The sequence below is a fragment of the Streptacidiphilus sp. BW17 genome (genome assembly GCF_041262485.1).
Classification (GTDB): Bacteria; Actinomycetota; Actinomycetes; order Streptomycetales; family Streptomycetaceae; genus Streptacidiphilus.
In genome coordinates this window covers 236,604-258,054 of sequence record NZ_JBGCCR010000007.1, presented here as the reverse complement: position 1 = coordinate 258,054, position 21,451 = coordinate 236,604, and the positions used below count along the sequence as shown (strand labels likewise).

Annotated in this window: 13 protein-coding genes; 5 read left to right on the top strand and 8 right to left on the bottom strand. The window is 72.8% G+C overall.

Going from position 1 to position 21,451, the window contains the following annotated elements; genetic code table 11:
* Nucleotides 1-74: 74 nt before the first annotated feature.
* Genes ABH940_RS11755 through ABH940_RS11740 form a run of 4 tightly spaced genes read left to right on the top strand, consistent with a single transcriptional unit; the run spans nucleotide 75 to nucleotide 3,694 of the window.
* On the top strand, nucleotides 75-677 hold the full coding sequence (locus ABH940_RS11755; RefSeq protein ID WP_370063789.1) for a TetR/AcrR family transcriptional regulator: 603 nt from the start codon (nucleotides 75-77) through the stop codon (nucleotides 675-677).
* A gap of 42 nt (nucleotides 678-719) precedes the next feature.
* On the top strand, nucleotides 720-1,877 hold the full coding sequence (locus ABH940_RS11750) for an acetyl-CoA C-acetyltransferase (RefSeq protein ID WP_370105195.1): 1,158 nt from the start codon (nucleotides 720-722) through the stop codon (nucleotides 1,875-1,877).
* Between the two features lie 37 nt (nucleotides 1,878-1,914).
* A complete protein-coding gene (locus tag ABH940_RS11745) occupies nucleotides 1,915-2,748 on the top strand; it encodes an SDR family oxidoreductase (protein ID WP_370105194.1) in 834 nt (277 codons plus the stop codon).
* 1 nt (nucleotide 2,749) lies between these two features.
* The gene (locus ABH940_RS11740; protein WP_370063217.1) at nucleotides 2,750-3,694 is read left to right on the top strand and encodes an SDR family oxidoreductase; all 945 of its coding nucleotides are present in this window, start codon (nucleotides 2,750-2,752) and stop codon (nucleotides 3,692-3,694) included.
* A gap of 8 nt (nucleotides 3,695-3,702) precedes the next feature.
* Here the strand turns inward: ABH940_RS11740 and ABH940_RS11735 are convergent, their stop codons facing one another.
* The 4 genes from ABH940_RS11735 to ABH940_RS11720 form a co-directional block, all read right to left on the bottom strand.
* Complete coding sequence (locus tag ABH940_RS11735) at nucleotides 3,703-4,569, bottom strand: methyltransferase domain-containing protein (RefSeq protein ID WP_370105193.1); 867 nt, start codon at nucleotides 4,567-4,569, stop codon at nucleotides 3,703-3,705.
* Nucleotides 4,570-4,632: 63 nt separating this feature from the next.
* Complete coding sequence (locus ABH940_RS11730; RefSeq protein WP_370063221.1) at nucleotides 4,633-7,938, bottom strand: efflux RND transporter permease subunit; 3,306 nt, start codon at nucleotides 7,936-7,938, stop codon at nucleotides 4,633-4,635.
* Nucleotides 7,939-7,940: 2 nt separating this feature from the next.
* Complete coding sequence (locus ABH940_RS11725) at nucleotides 7,941-8,384, bottom strand: hypothetical protein (protein ID WP_370063223.1); 444 nt, start codon at nucleotides 8,382-8,384, stop codon at nucleotides 7,941-7,943.
* Between the two features lie 62 nt (nucleotides 8,385-8,446).
* Entirely contained in the window at nucleotides 8,447-11,833 is a 3,387-nt protein-coding gene (locus tag ABH940_RS11720; protein ID WP_370105192.1) for an efflux RND transporter permease subunit, read from the bottom strand.
* Nucleotides 11,834-12,056: 223 nt separating this feature from the next.
* Here ABH940_RS11720 and ABH940_RS11715 point away from each other — a divergent pair, with 223 nt between their 5' ends.
* A complete protein-coding gene (locus ABH940_RS11715; protein WP_370105191.1) occupies nucleotides 12,057-13,259 on the top strand; it encodes a dihydrofolate reductase family protein in 1,203 nt (400 codons plus the stop codon).
* A 246-nt stretch (nucleotides 13,260-13,505) separates the two neighbouring features.
* On the opposite strand, the gene ABH940_RS11710 is transcribed toward ABH940_RS11715, so the two are convergent.
* The 4 genes from ABH940_RS11710 to ABH940_RS11695 form a co-directional block, all read right to left on the bottom strand.
* Nucleotides 13,506-14,456: an ABC transporter ATP-binding protein gene (locus tag ABH940_RS11710; RefSeq protein ID WP_370105190.1), complete on the bottom strand. Its 951-nt coding sequence runs from the start codon at nucleotides 14,454-14,456 to the stop codon at nucleotides 13,506-13,508.
* An 8-nt stretch (nucleotides 14,457-14,464) separates the two neighbouring features.
* A complete protein-coding gene (locus ABH940_RS11705) occupies nucleotides 14,465-17,311 on the bottom strand; it encodes an FtsX-like permease family protein (RefSeq protein ID WP_370105189.1) in 2,847 nt (948 codons plus the stop codon).
* A complete protein-coding gene (locus tag ABH940_RS11700) occupies nucleotides 17,311-20,829 on the bottom strand; it encodes an FtsX-like permease family protein (RefSeq protein ID WP_370105188.1) in 3,519 nt (1,172 codons plus the stop codon). Before ABH940_RS11700 ends, ABH940_RS11705 begins: the two co-directional genes overlap by 1 nt.
* 180 nt (nucleotides 20,830-21,009) lie before the next feature.
* Nucleotides 21,010-21,411 carry a globin gene (locus ABH940_RS11695; RefSeq protein WP_370063235.1) on the bottom strand — a complete coding sequence of 134 codons (402 nt, stop codon included), beginning with the start codon at nucleotides 21,409-21,411 and terminating at the stop codon, nucleotides 21,010-21,012.
* Nucleotides 21,412-21,451: the final 40 nt, after the last annotated feature.

The following is a 21,451-nucleotide window of genomic DNA, read 5'->3' as shown; positions in this document are numbered from 1 at the left end:
CCAAGAAGTCGACCGACAAGTCGCCGAGCAAGCCGACCGACAAGCCGACCAGCAAGTCCACGAAGAAGCAGGACGTGAGTGCCTCACCGGCGAGGCGGCGGGAGTTGCTGGACACTGCCGCCGAGGTCTTCGCCGAGCAGGGTTACGACGCCACCACCGTCCGCAAGATCGCCGATCAGGCCGGCATGCTCGCCGGCAGCCTCTACTACCACTTCGACTCCAAGGAGTCGATGCTGGAGGAGATCCTCGCTGCCTTCCTGGACGAACTCTGGGCAGGCTACGACGCCGTACTGGAATCCGATCTGGGCCCGAGGGAGACCTTGGCGGCCCTGGTCACCGAGTCCTTCCGGGAGATCGACCGGCACCGTGCCGCCGTCGCGATCTACCAGAAGGAGTCCAAACACCTGGCGCCCCAGCCACGGTTCGCCTTCCTCGCCGACTCGCAGCAGAAGTTCGAGAAGGCCTGGTTGCGCACGCTGGAACGCGGCGTGGAGGCCCAGATCTTCCGCGCCGACCTCGACATCCGGCTCACCTACCGATTCGTTCGCGACACCGTCTGGGTCGCGGCGTCCTGGTACCGCCCCGGAGGTCACCACAGCCCCGAGGAGATCGCCCGGCAGTACCTTTCGATGGTGCTGGACGGCATCGCCGCACGGGGTGGTCCATCAGCCGACTGATCCGTCGGCTGAACCTCGCTACCTGCCCGAGGAGCTGCCGTCATGGCCGAGGCCTACATCATCGATGCGCTGCGCACCCCCGTCGGACGCCGTAACGGCGGCCTGGCGGCCGTCCACCCCGCCGATCTCGGCGCACACGTGCTGTCCGCCCTGATGAGTCGCAGCGACGTCGACCCGGCGGCCGTTGAGGACGTCGTCTTCGGCTGCCTCGACGCGGTCGGTCCGCAGGCGGGCGACATCGCCCGCACCTGCTGGCTGGCGGCCGGGCTGCCGGAGGAGGTGCCCGGTGTCACCGTCGACCGGCAGTGCGGTTCCTCGCAGCAGGCGGTGCACTTCGCGGCGCAGGGCGTCATGTCCGGTACGCAGGACCTCGTGGTGGCCGGCGGGGTGCAGAACATGAGCCAGATACCCATCGCCTTCGCCAGCCGTCAAGCAGGGGAGCCGCTGGGGCTGACGGAGGGTCCGTTCCTGGGCAGCCAGGGCTGGCAGGCCCGTTATGGTGACGCTCCAGTCAACCAGTTCCACGGCGCCCAGCTGATCGCGAAGAAGTGGGGCATCACCCGCGAGGACATGGAGCGGTTCGCTCTCCGCTCGCACCAGCGCGCGGTCCGGGCGATCGACGAGGGCCGTTTCGAGCGGGAGTTGGTCCCGCTCGGTGCGGTGACGACGGACGAGGGCCCGCGTCGCGACACGACGCTGGAGAAGATGGCCACGCTGGCCCCGGTCCTGCCGGAGGGCACGATCACGGCGGCCTGCTCCTCGCAGGTCTCCGACGGCGCGGCGGCGATGCTGATCGCCTCCGAGCGGGCGGTCCGCGAGCACGGGCTGACCCCTCGCGCCCGGATCCACCACCTCTCGGTGCGCGGTGAGGACCCGATCCGGATGCTCTCCGCGCCGATCCCGGCGACGGCGTACGCGTTGAAGAAGACGGGCATGTCGATGGACGACATCGACCTGGTGGAGATCAACGAGGCCTTCGCCCCGGTGGTGCTGGCCTGGCTCAAGGAGACGGGAGCGGACCCGGCCCGCGTCAACGTGAACGGCGGTGCGATCGCCCTGGGCCACCCGCTGGGTGCCACCGGGGTGAAGCTGATGACGACGCTGCTGCACGAGTTGGAGCGCACCGGCGGCCGCTACGGTCTGCAGACCATGTGCGAGGGCGGCGGCCAGGCGAACGTGACGATCATCGAGAGGCTGTAGTCGGAGTCGGCTGCAGGTGTCGCGGGGAGGGGATCGCTTGAGCATCACGGTGGATCTGGCCGGTCACGTCGCCGTCGTCACCGGCGGGACGCGCGGCGTCGGTGCGGGCATCGCAAGGGCGTTGCTGCAGGCAGGAGCGGAGGTCCTGGTCTGCGCCCGCAGACCGCCGGTCGCGCCGGTGGTCGACGCCGAGGGGCGCAGGGCCGAGTACGTACCGGTGGACCTGCGTGATCAGGCGGCGGTGACAGCGTTCTTCGACACCGTCGCGTCGCGGTTCGGACGGCTCGACCTCTTGGTCAACAACGCGGGAGGGACGCCGTTCCGGCTGCTCGACGACGGCGACGCGGCCCGGCACGCGCGCGTGATCGAGCTCAACCTGCTGGTCCCGCTGACGGTTTCGCTCGCCGCCCGGCCGCTGCTGCGGCGCAGTCGCGGATCGGTGGTCATGGTCGGCAGTGTCAGTGGCACTCGTCCGTCACCGGGCTCGGCCGCCTACGGGGCGGCGAAGGCGGGGCTGGCGAACCTGGCGGCGTCCATGGCCGTCGAGTGGGCCCCGGAGGTCCGAGTGAACACCCTCGTACTGGGCCTGGTGCAGACCGAGTTGGCGCACCTGCACTACGGCGACGAGGAGGGCGTCGCCGCCGTGGGCCGGACGGTCCCGCTCGGCCGCCTGGCTCAGCCCGACGAGGTCGGGGACGCCTGCGTCTTCCTGGCCTCGGACCGCGCCGCCTACGTCACGGGCGCGACCCTGCACGTCCACGGCGGCGGCGAACGCCCCGCGTTCCTGGACGCCGCGACGGTGAACACGGCCGATACACAGGCGGCTGAGGGCGAAGCCACTGTCACTCGCGAAACGAAAAAGGAGATATGACGTGACATCAGGACTGGTTGCGGGCCGGGTCGTCGTGGTCACCGGAGCGGGTCGCGGGCTCGGTCGGGCACACGCGTTGGCCTTCGCCGCAGAGGGGGCCAAGGTCGTCGTCAACGACCTCGGCGTCGGGCTGAACGGAGGCACGGACGGGGGCATGGACGGACGCACGGAGGGACGTGCGATTTCGCCCGCCGAGCAGGTGGCGGCCGAGATCCGCGAGGCGGGCGGCGAGGCGATCGCCCACGGCGGTGACATCGCCACCTCGGCGGGTGCCGAGTCGCTGATCGCGGCGGCGGTCGACACCTTCGGGCGAATAGACACCCTGGTCAACAACGCCGGCTTCCTGCGCGACCGGATGCTGGTCAACCTCGACGAGGACGACTGGGACGCGGTGATGCGGGTCCATCTCAAGGGCCATTTCCTGCCGTTGAAGTACGCGGCGGCGTGGTGGCGTGCAGAGGCCAAGACCGGCAGGGAGGTTGTCGCCCGCGTGGTCAACACCAGCTCGGGGGCAGGCCTGTTGGGCTCCGTCGGACAGGGCAACTACAGCGCGGCCAAGGCCGGGATCCTCGGCCTCACCCTCGTCGCGGCGGCGGAGATGGGCCGCTACGGCGTGGCCGTCAACGCCATCGCGCCCGCCGCCCGGACCCGGATGACGGAGCACACCTTCGCCGACATGATGGCCACTCCGGGGGAGGGCGACTTCGACGCGATGGCGCCGGAGAACGTTTCGCCGCTGGTCGTCTGGCTGGGCGCGGACGCGTCCGAGGGTGTGACCGGCCGGGTCTTCGAGGTCGAGGGCGGGCGGATCACCGTCATGGACGGCTGGCGTCCCGGCCCGACGGTCGACTGGGGCGCGCGCTGGACGCCGTCCGAGGCGGGCGACGCGACGCTGAAGCTGCTCGCCCTGTCGCAGCTACCGCTCCCCGCCTACGGCGCACGGTAAGAGCACGCTCAGCGGGCTCCGACGACGATCTGGAAGGTCACCGTGGCCAGGAACGGGCCGCGGGTCAGGTGGTCGAGCCAGCGCTGCGCCTCGTCCTCGGTGAAGTACCCCGCGGTGACGGCCCGTCGGGTGGTGCGTTCCAAGCCCAGGATCGCGTCGGCCTCGCGCACGTCCCGGAAGACCGGGGTGACCGGCAGGACGGCGGGCACGCGGAACCCGGCCTCGACGGCCAGCCGGGGGAGCTGCCGACCGATCCGGCCGTTCCGCACCACCTGGGTGCTGACGAACCGCGTGTAGGCGTCGGAGAGTTCGCTCTCGGGGTGGTCGACGGCCAGCGTCGCCCAGTCCGGCTCGCCCAGCACGATCCGCCCGCCGGGACGCAGCACGCGGCGCATCTCGCGCAGCGCCTGCGCGGGGTCGGCGACGTGCTGGAGGACCCGATCGGTCCGGGCCCGGTCGGCGAAGCCGTCGGGCAGCGGCAGATGGTGGAGGTCCGCCTGCTGGACGGTCACGCCGGGCCGTCCGGCCGTGCGCTCCCGCGCCTTGGCGACCGCGGCCTGGTCGTGGTCCACCCCGACCACCGCGCCCCTGACCACAACACTCCCGACCGCCGTGCTCCCGATCGCCGTGCTCCCGGCCACAACACTCCCGACCCCCGCGCCCTCGGCCCCGGACCCGCCGTCGACGACCGCGTCGGCCAGGGCGTCCAGGTCGGTGCCGGGGCCGCAGCCGAGGTCGACCACGGTCTGGCCGGGGCGCGCGTCCAGTTCGTCCAGCATCCTGGTCTTGTAGGCGCGGCCCAGATCGGTGGCCGCGACCCGGTCCAGGTAGACGATCGGATCCGGCGTGGTGGTCTCGAAGTCGGCGGAGGTCATGGCCACCAGTCAACCAAGCGTTCCCGCCCGAAACGCCGACCGGGCGAAACCCTCACCCTGCTCCTACGGGGCTGCCGGGGACGCCCCAGGGGACCCTCCCGGCGAGGCCCCCGGTGACCCTCCCGGTGATGTCCCCGGAGCGGCGGTCGGCGCTGCCGGCCGGTCCGGGCGCCCGCGCCGTCCGAAGCGCAGGTAGAGCGACGGGACCACGAACAGCGTCAGCAGCGTCGAGCTCACCAGACCGCCGAGGATGACGACGGCCAGCGGGTACTCGATCTCCCGGCCGGGCTGGTTGCCCGCGACGACCAGCGGGACCAGGGCCAGGGCCGTCGCCAGCGAGGTCATCAGGATCGGGGCGAGCCGTTCGCTCGCGCCGCGCACCACGAGGTCGGGGCCGAACTCCATGCCCTCCTCACGTTCCAGGTGCTGGCAGTGGTTGATCATCAGAATGCCGTTGCGGGCGGCGATGCCGAAGACCGTGAAGAAGCCGACCAGCGCACCGATGGTGACCTGCGCGCCGCCGAACCAGATCGCGATCAGGCCGCCGATCAACGCCATCGGCAGGGTCACGAAGAGCAGCGCGGCCAGCCGCCAGGAGCCGAAGGAGAGTTGCAGCAGCAACAGGATCGCCACCCCCGCCAGCAGCGCGGTGGTCAGCAGGCTGTTCTGCGCCTGCTGGCGCTCCTGGTACTCGCCGAGCAGCGAGTAGTGCGAACCCTGCGGGACGGTGACCGACTTCAGCTTCCCCTGGATGTCGTTGACCACCGTGCCCAGGTCGCGGCCCTGGACGTTGGCGCCCACGTCGATGTAGCGGGAGCTGTCCTGACGGGTGATCTGGTAGGGGTCGGGACCGAAGCTGACCGCGGCCAGGTCGCCGAGGCGGACGTGGCCGCCGCCCGGGGTGTCCAACTGCATGTTGCTGATCGCGCCTGCGTTGTTGCGCGCGGACGGGATGCTCCACACGTCCACGCCGTAGACGTGGTTGTCCTCGAAGACGTTGCCCACCTCCGTCCCGGCCACAATCGTCGCCGCCTGGCGGCGGACATCGCCGGGCTTGAGCCCGTACTGCGCGGCCTTGGCCAGGTTCACCTCCACGTTGACCTGCGGGGTGTCGACGGAGAGGTCCATGTGTGGGTCGACCACGCCGGGGACGGAGGCGACCCGGGTCAGCACCGACTGGGCCGTAGTCCGCATCTGCGTCAGGTCCTGGCCGTAGACGCGGACGGTGATGGCCTCCTTCGAGCCGCTGAGCACCTCCTCGATGCGCTCGTTGAGGTAGGTCTCGACATCCCGGTAGAGGCCCGGGTAGCTGTCGACCACGGCGCGGACCTTGTCCAGCGTCGCGTTGTAGTCGACGTTCGGCGAGATGTGGATCCAGGTCTCGGCCGCGTCGATGCCGACGATCTCCTCACCCTGCGGGGCACGGCCGATGTGCGTGCCGAAGTCCTCGACGCCGGGAATCGCCTTGAGCTGGTTGTAGAGCTGGGTGGTGGTCCGGATGACCTCCTGGTCGGAGGTGCCGGGGATGGAGTCCCAGTGGATCAGCAGGTCGCGCTGCTGGAAGGTGGGGAAGAGCGACTGGCCCAACTGCGGGGCGATCAGCGCACCGCAGACGACCACGGCGGCGAAGACCGCGTAGGCGGCGCGCGGCCTGGCCATGATCCGCCGCAGAAACCGGCCGTACCAGCGCCGCAGCCACCGCACCAGCGGCGACTGGAACCGCTTGAGCGGCGCCCGGCGCAGCATGATCAGCGTCAGCGCCGGGGTGACCGTCAGGGCGACGGCCATGGAGGCGAGGATGGCGAGTGTGTAGGCGAAGGCCAACGGACGGAAGAACGCCGCCGTCAGACCCTGGAGCATGAAGATCGGGACGGCAGCGGCGACGATGATCAGGGTGGCGTAGACGATCGGACTGCGGACCTCGATCGAGGCGCGCAGGATGATCTGCGCGGTCGACGGCGCCTGGCCGCCCTCGGCAACCGTGTGCCGGGCGATGCGCAGTCGGCGCAGGATGTTCTCGACGTCGATGATCGCGTCGTCGACGACCGCGCCGAGGGCGATGATCAGACCGGCCAGCACCATGGTGTTGACGGTGGTCCCGAGCGCCCGCAGCACCAGCACCGCCGCCGTCAGCGAGAGCGGGATGGTGATCAGACTGATCAGCGCGACCCGCCACTCGAAGAGGAAGAGCACCAGGATCACCACGACCAGCACGAAGCCCAGCAGCAGCGAGTCCAGCAGGTTGTGGATGGAGTCGTTGATGAAGTCGGCCGGCCGGAAGATGTGCGCGTCGAAGGTGATGCCGTGCATGCCGGGCTGCAGGGCCTTCAGCGCCTGGTCGACGCCCGCGGTGACCTTGAGCGTGTTGCCCCAGGGCAACTTCTCGACCACGAGCAGGATGCCCGGCTGGCCGTTGATGATGGCGTCGCCGATCAGCGGCATGTAGCCCTCGGTGACGGTGCCGATCTGACTCAGCGGCAGGTTCTGGCCGTTGGCAGCCTGGTCCTCCAGCGGGATCCTGGCGAGGTCGGCGGGGGACTGCACGGCGAGCTGGTGCACGATCGAGAGCCGCTGGTTCGGCAGTTGCGGCATGCCGTCGAGGAAGCCTCCCGAGCCGACCACCGCGCCGTTGGAGAACTGCAGCGCGCCGGAGTCCAGGGCGTCGGCGGTGGTCCGTTCGACGTTGTCCAGGGTGACCTTCTGCGCCGCCATCTTGGCCGGGTCCACCTGGACCTGGAACGTCTCCGAGCGGTCGTTCCAGATCGACACGTCGGCGACCCCGTCCACGTGCATCAGCCGCGGCCGGACGGTCCAGTAGGCCTGCTGGTACAGGTCCATCGGCGTCAGCGGCTTGCCGTTGGGCCCGTTGCCGCTGGCGGTCATGCCGATCTGGACCGCGCGCGCGGTGGCGGAGACCGGGGCCAGGATGACCGGCGGGCTGGCCCAGGAGGGCAGCGAGGGCCGGACGTTGGTCAGCCGCTCCTGCACCAGCTGCCGGGCGTGCAGCAGGTCGGTGTTCGGGGAGAAGACCATCACGATGTCCGACAGCTGCGGCACCGAGGTGGAGCGCAGCTGGGTGAGGCCGGGCATCCCGTTCATGGCGTACTCGAGCGGCACGGTGACCAGGCTCTCCACGTCCGAGGTGGACAGACCGATGCTGTCGGTCTGGATCTCCACCTGCGGGGGAGCGAACTCGGGGAACACGTCCATCGGCGTGCTGGGCATGGTGGCGATGCCGACGGTCATCAGTGCGACCGCCGCGGCGACGACCAGGAACCTGAAGTTCAGGCTCCAGGCCACGATCGCCCGCATCACGCCGCCGCGCGGCCCCCGGCCGCCCGCCGTCTGCGGTTGTGCGGTGCGCGCCACGACTACTCCTCCCCCACGCCGTACTCGGTGCCGAGCAGCTCGGCGACTCCCTGCACGGCCACCGGGGTGCCCACGGCCGGACCGGTGGACAGCACGACCGTGTCGCCGTCGTAGCCCTGGACGGTGATGGGCCGGCGCAGGTAGGTCAGCTTCCCGTCGGGGACGTAGACCCAGGGGACGCCCTCCGGGTCGTAGACCACCGCCGTGATCGGGACCTGCTCGCCCTTGCCGCCGCTCGCCGCCTGCACCGGCACGGTCCGCACGCCGATCTGCCGCGCCGCCAGCGGGGTCAGCACGACCCGGTGGACGTTGTTCGCGGTGGTCACGCCGGGCATGGACGGCGCGGGCGCCAGGGAGGCGGGGTCGGGTTCGGCGGGGGGGTCGTTCTTGGGCCCGCACGCGGCGAGGGCGAAGCTCAGCACGGCGCATCCGACCGCGGCCAACACGCGGCTACGGGATGTCCGCGCCTGGTGCGTCCGGACCTGACGGCTGATCACCGTTCGGGCGGTCACCGCCGCTTGCCTTCCGTGCCCTGCGGACCGTCGGGTTCCGCGCCGGATCGGTCGACTCTGCCCTCGCCGGATCCGTCACCGGGCAAGCCACCGGATCCGTCACCGGGTCGGCCACCCAGCGCGGTCGCGCTCCGGCCGTCCGACCCGTTGCTGTAGCCCGTGCCTGTCTGCCCGGCACCCGCTTGCCCCGTACCGGCCACGGCCGGGGTCGCGCCGCCGAAGCTCCCGCCGAAGCCGCCGCCGGGCGGCAGGCCGACCTCGTCGCGGCGGCCCCGACCCGCGAAGGCCGGCAGCAGCAGGAGTGTCACCACGGTTGCGGTGATCACGCCGCCGATCAGCACCAGCGACAGCGGGCGGACCAGCTCGGTCCCGGCGACGTCCCCGCGCACCGTGAACGGCAGCACCAGCAGGATCAGCCCGACCGCCGAGGCGACCAGCGGCACCGAGGCCTCCCGGGCCGCGGCCAGGGCCGGCTCGAGGCGGCCCTGGCCGTCCAACTGCTGGGCGCGGCGCAGCACCAGAAGCCCGCCCCGGACCGCGAAGGCGAAGACGCCGAGAAACCCGATCAGCGTGCCCGTCGTCAGCGTCCGGCCCGCGAACAGCGCGGTCAGCGCACCACCGGCCAGCGACAGCGGAAGGGAGAGGAGCAGCAGCGCGGCCCGGCTCCAGTTCCGGAAAGCGGCCTGGAACAGCAGCAGCGTGCCGATCAGGCAGCCGAGGGCGACCAGGATGATCCGCAGTGCGCCGTTCTGCTGCTCGCTCAGCCCGCTGGACGCCTCGGCGTGGTAGCCGAGCGGCAGCGCGACGCCCTGCACCGCGTTCTGCACCCGGGACACCGTGGTGCCCAGGTCCTGGCCGTGGACGTTCGCGGTGATGTCCAGGTAGCGGGACGCCTGGTCGTGGTCGATCTCCTTGGGGGCCGGCGCGATGGTGACCGAGGCGACGTCCTTGAGCGGGACCACGCCGCCGCTCGGGGTGTCAAGCAGCAGGTTCTGGATGTCGCCGAGGTTGGCCCGGACCGTCGGGACGCTCCACACCGCGACGTCGAAGATCTGCTGCTGCTGGTAGTAGCTGCCGACCGGGATGCCGGAGATCAGCACCGCCGTCGCGCGCCGCACGTCGCCCGGCTTGAGGCCGTACTTGGCGGCGTTGTCCACATTGGTGTCGATCAGGATCGACGGCTCCTGGATGGGCGTGCGGAACGTCGCCCCGCTGACCCCGGGGACGCGGTCGACGACGCCCGCCAGCCTCTGCGCCTCCGTGCTGAGGGTGGTCCAGTCGGTGCCGTAGAGCCGGACGGTGAGCGGCGCGGAGCCGCCGGGGCCGGTGTCCGAGCGCGGGGCCTGGGCCACGGCGCTCTGCGAGTACGTGAGCAACTGGTGCCTGAGCGACGGGTAGTGGCCGAGCACCGTCTGGATCGCGTCCCTGGCGCGCTCCAGGGAGGCGTTGCCGGAGACGGTGATCCAGGTCTGGGCCGTGTCGACGTCGACGATCTGGTCGCCCATCAGCGCCTGGCCGATGTCACTGGCGACGTCGGTGACGCCGCCGACCTGCTGCAGCTCGGCCCCGGCGGTCTGGGTGACCTGGCGCATCGCGGGCAGTGAGGTGCCGGGCGCGGCGCTCCACTGGACGATCAGGGTGCGGTCCTGCAGCACCGGCAGCAGTCCGCCGGAGCCGAACTGCGGAATGATCGCCAGCGCGGCCAGCCCGAGCACCACGGCCAGACCGACGGCCGCACCGCGCTTGCCCGCGAGGGCGGGGCCGACCCGGTCGTATCCGGTGTGGATCCAGCGCACCACGGGAGGCGCCCCGCGCTGCTCGGGCGTGCGGCGCAGCAGCAGGAGGCTGAGCGCCGGGGTGACCGTCAGCGCGACCGCCGTGGCGGCGACGACGGTGAGCAGGTAGGTAAAGAGCATCGGCCGGGTCAGCTCGCCGTTGCTGCCGGGCACGAGCAGCAGCGGCACGCCCGCCAGCAGGATCACCGCCAGCGCGAAGCCGAGCGGCCGCCGCACACCGAGCAGCGCCTCGGTGATCGCGTGCGCCCGCCCGTCGCGCCCGTCGGTATCGGGCACAGCGGCGTCGGCTCCGGCGGTGTCGAGCCCTGTCCGCAGCGCGGCGACGGCGGAGACCGCGTCGTCCACCACGACGGCCAGGGCGACGGCCAGCCCGGACAGGGTCAGCAGGCTGAACGTCTCGCCGCGCAGTTCGAGCACCCAGGCGGCGACGACCAGCGGCAGCCCGATGGCGACGAACGCCACCACGGCGACCCGCCAGGAGCGCCAGACCAGTCCGAGCCAGAGCATCAGCAGGACCAGCCCGGCTACCGCGGCCCAGCCGAGGTTGCGCAGGGCGGAGTCGAGGTAGGAGGCCGGCCGGTAGACCTGCGTGTCCACGGTGACGCCGGACAGGCCCGGCGAGAGCTCGGACATGGCCTGCCGCACGCCGCGGTCCACGGCCAGGGTGTTGGCGCCGGGGAACTTCTCCACCACCAGCAGGAACCCGGTCCCGGCTCCGGCCTGCGTGGTGAGCACCGCGTCACCGGCCAGCGCCGGATGGTCCTCGACCACGGTGGTGATGTCGCCCAGCTTCAGCTTGCTGATGCCGGTGTCCACCTCCAGCGGGACCCGGCCCAGCTGCTGCGGGGTGGAGATGGGCAGGATGTGCTGGACGGACAGGCGCTGGTTGGGTGTGTCGACGAAGCCGTCCGCGCCCGGCGTCGAGGCCTCGACGAAGGTCAGCGGCGAGGTCCACATCGCGTCGCTGGCGGTGTTGATGACCTGGGTGAGCGTCGCTCCGTGGGCGTGCAGCTTCGCGGGGTCGACCAGGACCTGGAGCTGCTGGTCGCGCTGGCCCCAGATGGTGACGTTGGCGACGCCCGGCACGGCCAGCAGCCGTGGGCGGATCCGCCAACGCGCCAGCGTGGACAGGTTGAGCGGGCTGACCGAGGTGGACGAGAGCCCGATCATCATGGCCCGCGACTCGGCGGAGAGCGGCTGGATCATCACCGGCGGCGTGCCGACGTTGACCACGGCCGGGCCCTGGGTGACCCGCTCCTGGACCAGCTGACGGGCCTGGTAGACGTCGGTGCCCGGCTTGAAGGTCAGCTGGATCGTGGACAGGCCGGGGACCGACTGGGAGCGCATGTGGTCCAGGAAGGCCACCCCGTTGAGCTGGTCCTCCATCGGCACGGTGATCAGCTGTTCCACCTCGTTGGTGGACAGGCCCACCGCTGCGGTCTGTACCTGGACCTGGGGTGGGAGGAACTCCGGCAGCGTGTCCACTGCGGCATGGCGCAGCGAGCCGATGCCCAGGGCCATCACGACCAGGGCAGCGACCACGACCGCGGCGGCGAGCCGCAGGCTCGACGAGATCAGCCAACGCACGTACGGCCCCCGTTCGGTCGGTCCTCTGCGACGGCATCCGGCTGACGATTGGTCATGTCATGTGCTCGTATGACTGCGTGGTGCGACATGACGACGCTCGTCGGGCGGGTGACCTGCCGAACGTCCCCGATGAAGGTGTGCGCCACACGTAACAACCCACGTTCGGCCGAGCACGGACGGTGGCCGGGGATTACCGGGGCCGCATCGGTCGTTGGAGCAGGTCATGAACACCGAGTCCGCCGCAGCGGCCACCGCAGGGGCGCCGGGCGACCGTCCCGCGCGCCGGCCGCACGTCCTGGTCAGCGCGGCGATGTCCGTCGACGGCCATATCGACGACACGTCACCTGAACGGCTGCTGCTCTCCTCCCCGGAGGACTTCGACCGGGTGGACGAGCTGCGCGCGGCGGGCGACGCGATCCTCGTCGGCGCGGGCACCCTGCGTGCGGACGACCCACGCCTGGAGGTCCGTTCCGCCGAGCGCCGTGGCGCGCGGCAGGGGCGCGGGCTGCCGGAGCACCCGCTCAAGGTGGCCCTGGTCGGCCACGGCGGCCTCGACCCGGAGCTGCGCCTGTGGCAGAGCGGCGGCGACAAGCTCGTCCTCGCCCCGGACGCGGCGGCCCCGGCGCTGCGCACGCAGCTCGGCGCGCGGGCGGAGGTCCTCGGCACCGGCCCGGAGCTGGACCCTGCCCGCGTCCTGGACGCGCTGGCGGAACGGGGCGTCCGGCGGCTGATGGTCGAGGGCGGCGGCGCGATCCAGTCGCTGTTCCTGACGGCGGGACTGGTCGACGAGATCCAGCTCGCCGTCGCCCCGTTCTTCGTCGGCGACGCCGAGGCGCCGCGCTTCGCTCCGCCCCGTGCGGGCGTCGTGTTCCCGCAGGACACCTTGCGCCGGATGACCCTGCTCGGCACGGAGGTGCTGGGCGGCGACATCGTGGTGCTGCGCTACGCCGCCCGGCGCAGCGACGCGGACGTGGTGACGCGGGACGACATCGCCTGGATGCGGCGGGCGATCGAGCTCTCGCACAGCTGTCCGCGCTCGGAGACGGCGTACTCGGTCGGCGCGATCGTCGTCGCCGCCGACGGCACGGAGCTGGCCCGGGGCTTCTCGCGCGAGGGCGGCGACGACAAAGTCCACGCGGAGGAGTCGGCGCTGGGGAAGCTGGACGCTTCGGATCCGCGACTGCGGACGGCGACGATCTACTCGACGCTGGAACCGTGCTCGGTCCGCGCGTCCCGCCCGTCCCCGTGCGCCGAGCTGATCCGCGCGGCGGGGGTGGGACGCGTGGTGCTGGCGTGGCGGGAGCCCGCGCTGTTCGTCGCGGACTGCCAGGGGGTCGAACTGCTTGCCGCCGCGGGCGCGACGGTGCTGGAACTGCCCGAGCTTGCCGCTGAGGCGCGGGCGGTGAACGCCCACCTCGTTTCCTGAATCTTTTACAGAAGGGCCAGTTGCAAACGTCCAGGGGCGCGGGGAACTGCGCGAGTAACCACTGACATGCGGATGGCCCTGCGCGTTCCGTGCTCCACCTGTGTGGGTGGCTTGTCGCGCAGTTCCCCGCGCCCCTGGATAGTGCAACCACCTGCCGCAGCCAACAGGCACCTTGTCGCGCCCACGCGGCGGAGCCGGAGATCAGCAGAGCCCCGCGCCCCTAGACGTTTGCAACTGGCCCTTTGATCATTGGCTCTCCTCCGGCCGGACCTGGATGTGGTCCCGTTCCAGCAGGAGTTCCACCCGGTGTTCCATCCCGAGAGCCTCCAGGAACTGCCGGGGAAACTGCACGCGCCCCGCGCTGTCCAGCATCGCGTACTCGTGCTCGGTGACCGTCTCGGTGCCGTCCGCCTCGGTCGCCGTGCGACGCAGCACCTCCGTCGCGGCGCGGCCGTCGCGGACCGCGACGGTCCTGCGGACCTCGCCGGCGACCATCGGGTCGTGGGTGACGATCACCACCGTCGCGCCGAGCTCGGCGTTCACCGTGCGGAAGGCGTCGAAGATCAGCGCGCCGGTCTCGGAGTCCAGCTCGCCCGTCGGCTCGTCCGCAAGGAGCACGTCGGGGCGGTTGGCCAGGGCCACCGCGATCGCGACGCGCTGCTGCTGGCCGCCGGACATCTGGTGTGGTCGGCGGTCGCGGCACTCGGCGACGCCGAGCAGCTCCAGCAGCTCCACCGCACGTGCCCGCGCAGCCCGCCGCCCGCCGGATCTGTGCGTTCCGGCCAACTGCATCGGCAGCTGCACGTTCTGACGTGCAGTCAGAAACGGCAGCAGGTTGCGTGCGGTCTGCTGCCAGACGAAGCCGACCACCTCGCGGCGGTAGCGCAGCCGTACCTTCGCGTCCATGGCGAGCAGGTCGCTCTCGCCGACCCGCGCCTTGCCCGCCGTCGGGACGTCGAGGCCGGCCAGGATCTGCAGCAGCGTCGACTTGCCGCTGCCGGACGCGCCGACCAGGGCCATCAACTCACCCTTGGCGACGGTCAGATCCAGGCCCTGGAGCGCCTGTACCTCGACGCCCTCGGCCTGGTAGATCCGGACCACGCGCTCGCAGACGATCAGCGCGTCCTGGCCGAACCGGGGACGGCCCTGGTCACTGGCCACCTGACGGCGCAGCTCGTCCAGTGTGAGGTCATCCATCCCGGTACTCATGCCTCGTCACCTGCCCTCAGTTGGACGCCGATCTGGCGTCGTCCGATCACCGCCGCCTCGGCCAGCACCACCGCGACGGCCAGGACCAGCAGTACGGCCGCCGGAAGCACGACCGGCAGCAGCTGGAGCGCCGGGCTCGCGTGGGTGACCGCCGCCGTTCCGTCCAGGGAGCCGACCAGCGGGCCCAGGTCCACGGCGGAGCCGAGCAGCGGCACCGACGCCGCCCCGAGCGCCGATCCGGCGACGGCGGCCAGGAGCAGCATCGGCAGCGTCTCGGTCAGGATCAGCGCGTAGCCCTGCCGCGGGCGCAGACCCATCGTGCGCAGCCGGGCCAGCAGCGCGGCCCGCTCCGGCGCGGCCTGGAGCAGCGCCAGCACCACCGCCAGCAGCGCCAGCAGCGTCGCGGCCAGCGCCGCCGCCTGGTAGAGGGAGACGGCGCCGGACGGCAGCGGCTGCGCGTCCAGCGAGGCCTCGGCGTCGCTCCGGTCCAGCACGTCGACCTGGCTCTGCGCCCCGGAGGCGGCGATCAGCGCCTTGACGGCGGAGGATTGCACCGGTCCGGTCAGCAGCACGGCGCTCGGGGTGGCCGCGGCGGCGGAGGACCAGTGCACGGCGGCGAGGGCCGGGCTCTGGGCGGCGATCACGAAGTCCCCGCCGGGCGTGAACGGCGTGGACGGCAGCACCCCGGCCAGCCGGATCCGCATCGTGCCGAACAGGCTGGTGAGCGTGGTGGGCGCCGAGCCGATCTCGGCCGCCGCTCCGGGCGAGGCCAGCACCGGGACAGCGCCCGCACTGCCTGTTCCGGCGGTGCGGGCGGTCAGCAGCGACGGAACGAAGGGCCCGAGGCCGATCGACGCCGACACCCTGGCGTAGGAGGCGGGGTCGACCAGGCCCAGCGGGACGACCGTCTGGCCGGTGCCGAGCTGGGCCAGCGGGTCCGTCAGCACGCCCGTCCCGGCTCGGACTCCGGGCAGCCGCTGCAGCGCCGTGGCGAGTTGCGCGGGGACGCCGGACCCGACCGCGTCGACGCGGACGTCCGCGCCGACCAGCTGCGTGGTGAGCGCGGCGCGGCGCTCGGTGACGCCGCTCAGCACCGTGGCGCCGAAGACCGTGGTGGTCAGCGCCAACAGCAGGGCGAGCAGCGGCAGCAGGCTGCCGGTCGCGCCTCCTCGTCCCGCACGGGCCAGGCCCAGGAAGCCCACCGCGCCGGACCGGCGGGTCACCGGGCGGGCGGCCAGGCGCAACGGCAGCGGGTAGCAGCGGACGAGCAGCAGCGCGCCGGTCAGCCCCAGCAGTACCGGGGCCACGGCGGTCAGCGGATCCAGCCCGCCGCCGGTCGGGGCCAGCCCCCGGCTGCGCAGCGCGACCACGGCCGCGACCGTCAGCACCAGCAGGAACAGCTCGACGACCGTCCTTCGCCGCGAGGGCCTGGCCCGCACCAGATCCGTCCGCAGGTCCGTCCGGGCCGGTCGCAGGCCACGGTGACGGGCCAGCATGCGCATCGGTCCGGCGAGCGTGGCCGCAAGCAGGACGGCCAGGCCGTAGCCGAGGGCGGTAGCCCAGACCCGGCTGGGCAGGAGCAGCAGCGCCGCGCCGATCCCGACCAGCGCGCCCGGAACGGTGGCGGCGGCGCTCTCGACGGTCAGGCGCCCGAAGAGCAGCCGCAGTCCCGCTCCCCGGGCCCGGAGCAGGGCCAGTTCGGCGGTCCGGCGTTCGGTGGCGAGACCGAAGACCATCAGCAGCACCGCCGCGGCCGTCCCGGCGGTTCCGGCGACGCCGATGGTCACCACCGGTTCCAGCGCGTCGCGTTGGGCGCTGAACTGGGTGAGCAGCCCGGTCAGGTCCGACTGGACCGTGAGACCGCTGGAGACGGGATCGTCGGTGGTCAGCAGGGTGGAGGCGCGGTCGCCGTTGGTGAGCGAGGCCAGCATGTCCAGCGCCGGGCCGACCTGACCGGCGTTCAGCGACCCGGAGGCCACCGGGAACCACCAGTAGGGCTCGGGCGGCGCGATCTGCGGCAGCGCCCGTACCGCGCCCGGCGCGACCAGGACCTCCGCCTCCCAGTAGTGCAGGGTCTGGCCCGGGGCGGGGATGCTGTACAGGGAGGGAGCGCCGAGCAGCGACGCGCCCGCCCAGTACGGGAGTCGGGACTCCGCTGCGGTCGGGTCGCGGAAGGTCCCGACGACGGTGAGCTGCTCCTGGCCCCGGTAGACGGAGGGCACCGGGACGAGCAGCCGGGTGCCGACGTGCCAGCCCATGGTCCGCGCGGTCGCCTGGCTGACAGCCACCTCCAGGCTGCCCGCACCGGCCCCGGTGGGAGCAGCGGGCAACCGTCCTGTCATCAGGGTCAGTTGACCGGTCGGCTGCCAGACCACCGACAGATGCGGCGGAACGCCGTCCGGCGCGGGGCCGGGGGACTGGCCGGGTGGGGCCGAGACAGCCGCGCCGGTCTCGTTGCCCGCGTGCTGGACCGCCTGGATGCCCCAGCTGACCTGGGACGTGTCGATCCGCAGCGGTGCGCCGATCTGTGCCTCGACCTGGTCGGCTGCGGTCGCCATGGCCGCCTGCATGGCCGCTCCGCCGGCCGGGCCGACGGTGGTCTGCGCGGTCTCGCCGGGGACGATCCCGATGCCCACGCCCTCGGGGGGCGAGGCCTCCACCGACCGGCCGGTGACCGGTGCCTGACGCAGCGTCGTGTCGAGCGCGGTGTCCTGGTAGCGGGCGAGCGTCAGCGGCAGCGCGGTGGTCAGGAAGACCAGTGCGGCCACCAGTACCCCCGTCCACACCGTGGCGGCGGGACGGTGACGCAACCGGGGCCACAGCCACGGGACCGAGGACCGCATCACGACTCCTCCGATCCGCGCAGGCGGCGGGCGGGGTCCCCGCCGCGGAGCCCGGCCAGGACGGCCACCAGCAGTGGCACCGCCGCGATCGAAGCGGTCAGCAGCAGCAACGAGCCTCCTGGCACCGACACCTGGACCGGCGGGGTGGGCCGGGTCGCCGCCGGGGTGAGTACCAGCAGCGGCACGATCAGCCGGGTGAGCAACTCGCCGAGCAGCAGGCCGACGCCGACGCCCAGCGCCACGGGCAGCGCCAGTTCGACCGCCGTCGCCCGTGCCATCGCGCGGCGGCGGAGTCCGAGGGCGCTCAGCAGCGCGAACTCGCCCGCGCGGCGTCGGGTGGCGCCCGCCGCGTCCACGCCGAAGCCGATCGCGGAGAGCACGATCGACAGGGCCAGCGTCCCGAAGAGGGCGGCCTGCGGCCCGCTGCCGAGCGGGTCGCCCAACTCGGCCGCGACCACCTCGTCCCGGGCGAAGACCTGTCCGGTGTCGGGACGCGCGCGCAGCTCGGCGGCGACCCGCCCCGAGGCGCCGGGCGCGGCGGCCAGCCACCACTCGGTCGGCTGCGGGTCGGCGGACACCGTGCCGTTGGGACCGGAGTCGAGGTAACGGTGGTCGTAGGAGGGCAGGTCGACCAGGACGGCCCCGGCGTCGTCCGCGCTGTCGGAGGCGCCGTAGCCGCCGGACCCGCCGAGGCCCTGCTCGGCCGCACTGCCGGTGCCGGGGAGGCTGGAGACCACACCGACCACCCGGATCCGCAGCCCCGGCAGGTCGGCGGGCAGCGCGACCACCGAGCCGATCCGGCTCTGCGTGGCCGTCAGGAACTGCTGGTCGACCACGGCGGCCAACGGCCCGCCCGAGCCAGAGCCCGAGCCCGAGCCCGGGGCCGGAGCCGGCGTCAGCGACACCTGAGCGGTCGGCGTCGCGCCGATCTGCTCGACCACCAGGCCTCGGCAGACTCCGCCCGCCACGGTCGCTTGGACGGGGACGGCGGTGGTCGGCGCCGCCGTCCGCACCGCCCCCTGGCTGCACCAGAGCGAGGGGTCGTAGAGGCCGGACAGACCCCAGTCCACCTGGCTGCGCCAGACCAGCCCTGACGGGAAGTTCGCCGGTCCGGCGTCGGTGCCGACCGAGAGCAGGGCGGCGGTGACGGTCCGGCCCTGGGCCTGCGGCGGCCCGGAGCTGTCGGCGTTCCCCGGGGTGGCGGTCGGGTCGTAGGTGGGGCCGTCCAGGTCCCAGGGCATGCTGATCGAGAGGCCGCTGAGCGTGAGCGGGTACGCCGGACTGCCGCTGCCCGCCGCACCGGCCAGGTCCAGCGTGTAGCTGTGCGCGACGCCGTCCTCGGGGGCCGAGCCGAGCGGGAAGTTCCAGACCACGCCGGTCCCGTCGGTCAGGTCGACGCTCACCGGGTCGGGGCCCTGCCCCCGGGTGATCTGCGCGGAGCCGGAGCGGGTGGTGAGCCGCAGGGTCAGCGTCAACATCTGTGGTCGGCCCGGAAGTTGGACGCCTCCCCGGTCGGCGGGCACGGCCGGATCGGGGAGCGAGCGCAGCAGGTCGCCGGCGTCGGCGCCCTTCGGTCCTGCGATCAGGTCGGCACGCAGCGGGAGTCGGCCGGTCTCGCTCCTGGCGTCGAGCGCCAGCAGCTCGGCGATCTTGCCGTTGGCCATGGCCAACGTCTCCCGCTGGACCGGCAGCGCCGCCGAGACGCCCGGCTGCGCGGCGAGTTCGCCGCCCTGGCCGAAGCCGGGGGCCAGCTCGCCGGTGACCCGCAGGTCGGCGCCGGTCTGGAAGGCGGCCTGGTCGTTCTGCGACTGGAGCCAGCTGCTGTTCTGCCCGAGCGCAAGCACGCCGATGGCGGTGGCCAGGGCCAGCGAAAGCACCGGTCCTGCCCCGCGCTGCGGACGCCGGGCCAGCTGCCAGCCCGTCAGTGCGGCGGGCAGCCCCCGGCCCCGGGTGGCCAGCCGCTCACCGAGGCGGCTGAGCAGCGGCAGTACCCGTAGCGTCAGCACCGCCCCGGCCGCGAGGGCCAGCGTGGGCGCGGCCACCAGCACCGGGTCGATGCCCGCGACGCCCGAGGCCGACGCGGTGATCACTCCGGACCCGGTGGGGCTGTCGCCGTAGTGCCGCAGCTGCAGATAGCCGAGCAGGGCCAGCGCCAGCAGCGCCAGGTCCGCTCCGCCGCGCAGCACGCCGGGGAGCGCGCCGCGCCGGGTGCGCTGGGCCGCCAACGGGCCGGCCTCGGTGAAGCTCCGGTAGCGGGCCAGCGTCGGCGCGGTCACCAGCAGTGCGCCGACCAGCGCCGCAAGGCCGGCGGCCCACCAGACCGAGGTGAGTGGCGGTGCGGTCAGGTCGAGTCCGGCGCGGCGCATCGGGCCGCTCAGGTCCACCAGCCGCAGCAGCGGTCCGCTCAGCAGCGGTGCGCAGACGGCGGCGGGGACAGCGAGGACCAGCCCCTCGGCCGCTGCCAGCAGCACGATCCGTCGCGGCGCCGCGCCCCGGGCGCGCAGCAGCGCGTTCTCCGTCTCCCGCTCCTCCGCGAGCAGCCGTGCCGCCAGCAGCAGCGTCATCGCGGCCAGCAGCAGCAGTTGCAGCGAGACCACCAGCAGCGCGGCGCGGGCGACCAGCAGCCCGCTTTGGACCTGGGTGATCAGCTGCGGCAGCTGACTGGTCGTCTGCAGCGGGCTTGCGCCCCCGCTGCCGCTGCCGCTGGACGCGGCGACGGCGGCTGCGGTCGCCCGCGACACGGCGTCGAGCTGGCCGACCGTGATCCGGCCGAAGTCGGCGGTGGCCTCGAAGGTGACCGACTGCTGCGGCACCGCGCCACCGGCGAAGTCACTGCCCGGGACCAGCAGCGGGCCGTAGAGGGTGTTGGTGCCGGTGCTGCCGGGCTGCAGCCCGTGCCCGGCCAGGGGGTCGAGCCGCCAGTACGGGTCGGTGGTGGCCCTGGGCAGGTAGACGCCGACGATGCGGAGCAGCTGCGAGTGACTGGTGTAACGGTCCGTCAGGTCCAGTACGGTGCCGACGCCGCCGAGTCGCGCCACGGCCGCCGTCGGCACCGCGACGTCGACGGCGGCTGTGGCGCGAGCACCGGCGGGAGCGCCGACGCCGACGGCCGTCGGCCAGGCGCCGGAGACCAGCCGCACCCGTGACGGATCGAGGTCCGCCAGCAGGGTCAGGTCGGCGGTCTGCGCGTTCTGGCCGTGCCGCAGCGGCAGGCCGTAGGAGTCGGAGACGGCCAACTGCCCCAGCGTGACCGGAAGCTGGGGAAACGCGGAGTGCGCGGTCGCGGTCGCCGCGGAGCGCGCGGAGTCGAGACCGGACCGGCCGGTGGACTCCGTCATCACGAGCGGCGTCTGGCTCCGGTCGGTGACCTGGAAGGCACGTTGGACGCCCGCCGCGGCGACGGCCGGGCTGAAGGCCGCGAGGGTGGAGACGGCGGCGGCGGTCAGCAGGATGGTCAGCAGCGCGGCGACGACCAGCAGTCGGTGCGCACGCAGCCGACGCAGAACGAAGCCCCCCACGCGCTGTCCCCCGCCTCCGTGCACGACCTGATCCCCGGATGTTCGCGGGCGATCCTGTCACGCGTGGCAGTGGTGACGGAAGAGGTGGGCGTGACGGTGCACGATCACCTATCTGGCCGCTCACCCGGCCGCTCGCCCGCGCACGTACCCGGGCACTGACGCGGCCGCCTGGGCGGTCACTTACTCCGGGGTGTTGATCATCGACTTGGCGGCGTAGGTGAGGTAGTCCCACAACTGCTGCTCGTGCTCCGGGCTGAGGCCCAGCTCGGTGACGGCCTCGCGCATGTGCGACAGCCACGCGTCGTGCGCGGCGCGGTCCACGGTGAACGGCGCATGCCGCATCCGCAGCCGCGGGTGACCGCGCTCCTCGCTGTAGGTGGTCGGGCCACCCCAGTACTGCATCAGGAAGAGGACCAGCCGCTCCTCGGCGGGACCGAGGTCCTGCTCCGGGTACATCGGGCGGAGGATCGGGTCCTCGGCGACACCGGCGTAGAACCGGCGGACCAGACGACGGAACGTCGGCTCCCCGCCGACCTGCTCGTAGAAGGTCTCGGTCGAAAGCGTGCCTCGTCTGATCTCCACCTGTCCATCCTCTCAGACCGGCACCGTCACGTGTCGTCCC

What these genes read in the sequence shown, in the direction of transcription:
- ABH940_RS11735 (WP_370105193.1), bottom strand. Translation starts at nt 4,569, where the DNA reads ATGACCTCCGCCGACTTCGAGACCACCACGCCGGATCCGATCGTCTAC.
- ABH940_RS11710 (WP_370105190.1), bottom strand. Translation starts at nt 14,456, where the DNA reads ATGGATGACCTCACACTGGACGAGCTGCGCCGTCAGGTGGCCAGTGAC.
- ABH940_RS11750 (WP_370105195.1), top strand. Translation starts at nt 720, where the DNA reads ATGGCCGAGGCCTACATCATCGATGCGCTGCGCACCCCCGTCGGACGC.
- ABH940_RS11705 (WP_370105189.1), bottom strand. Translation starts at nt 17,311, where the DNA reads ATGCGGTCCTCGGTCCCGTGGCTGTGGCCCCGGTTGCGTCACCGTCCC.
- ABH940_RS11715 (WP_370105191.1), top strand. Translation starts at nt 12,057, where the DNA reads ATGAACACCGAGTCCGCCGCAGCGGCCACCGCAGGGGCGCCGGGCGAC.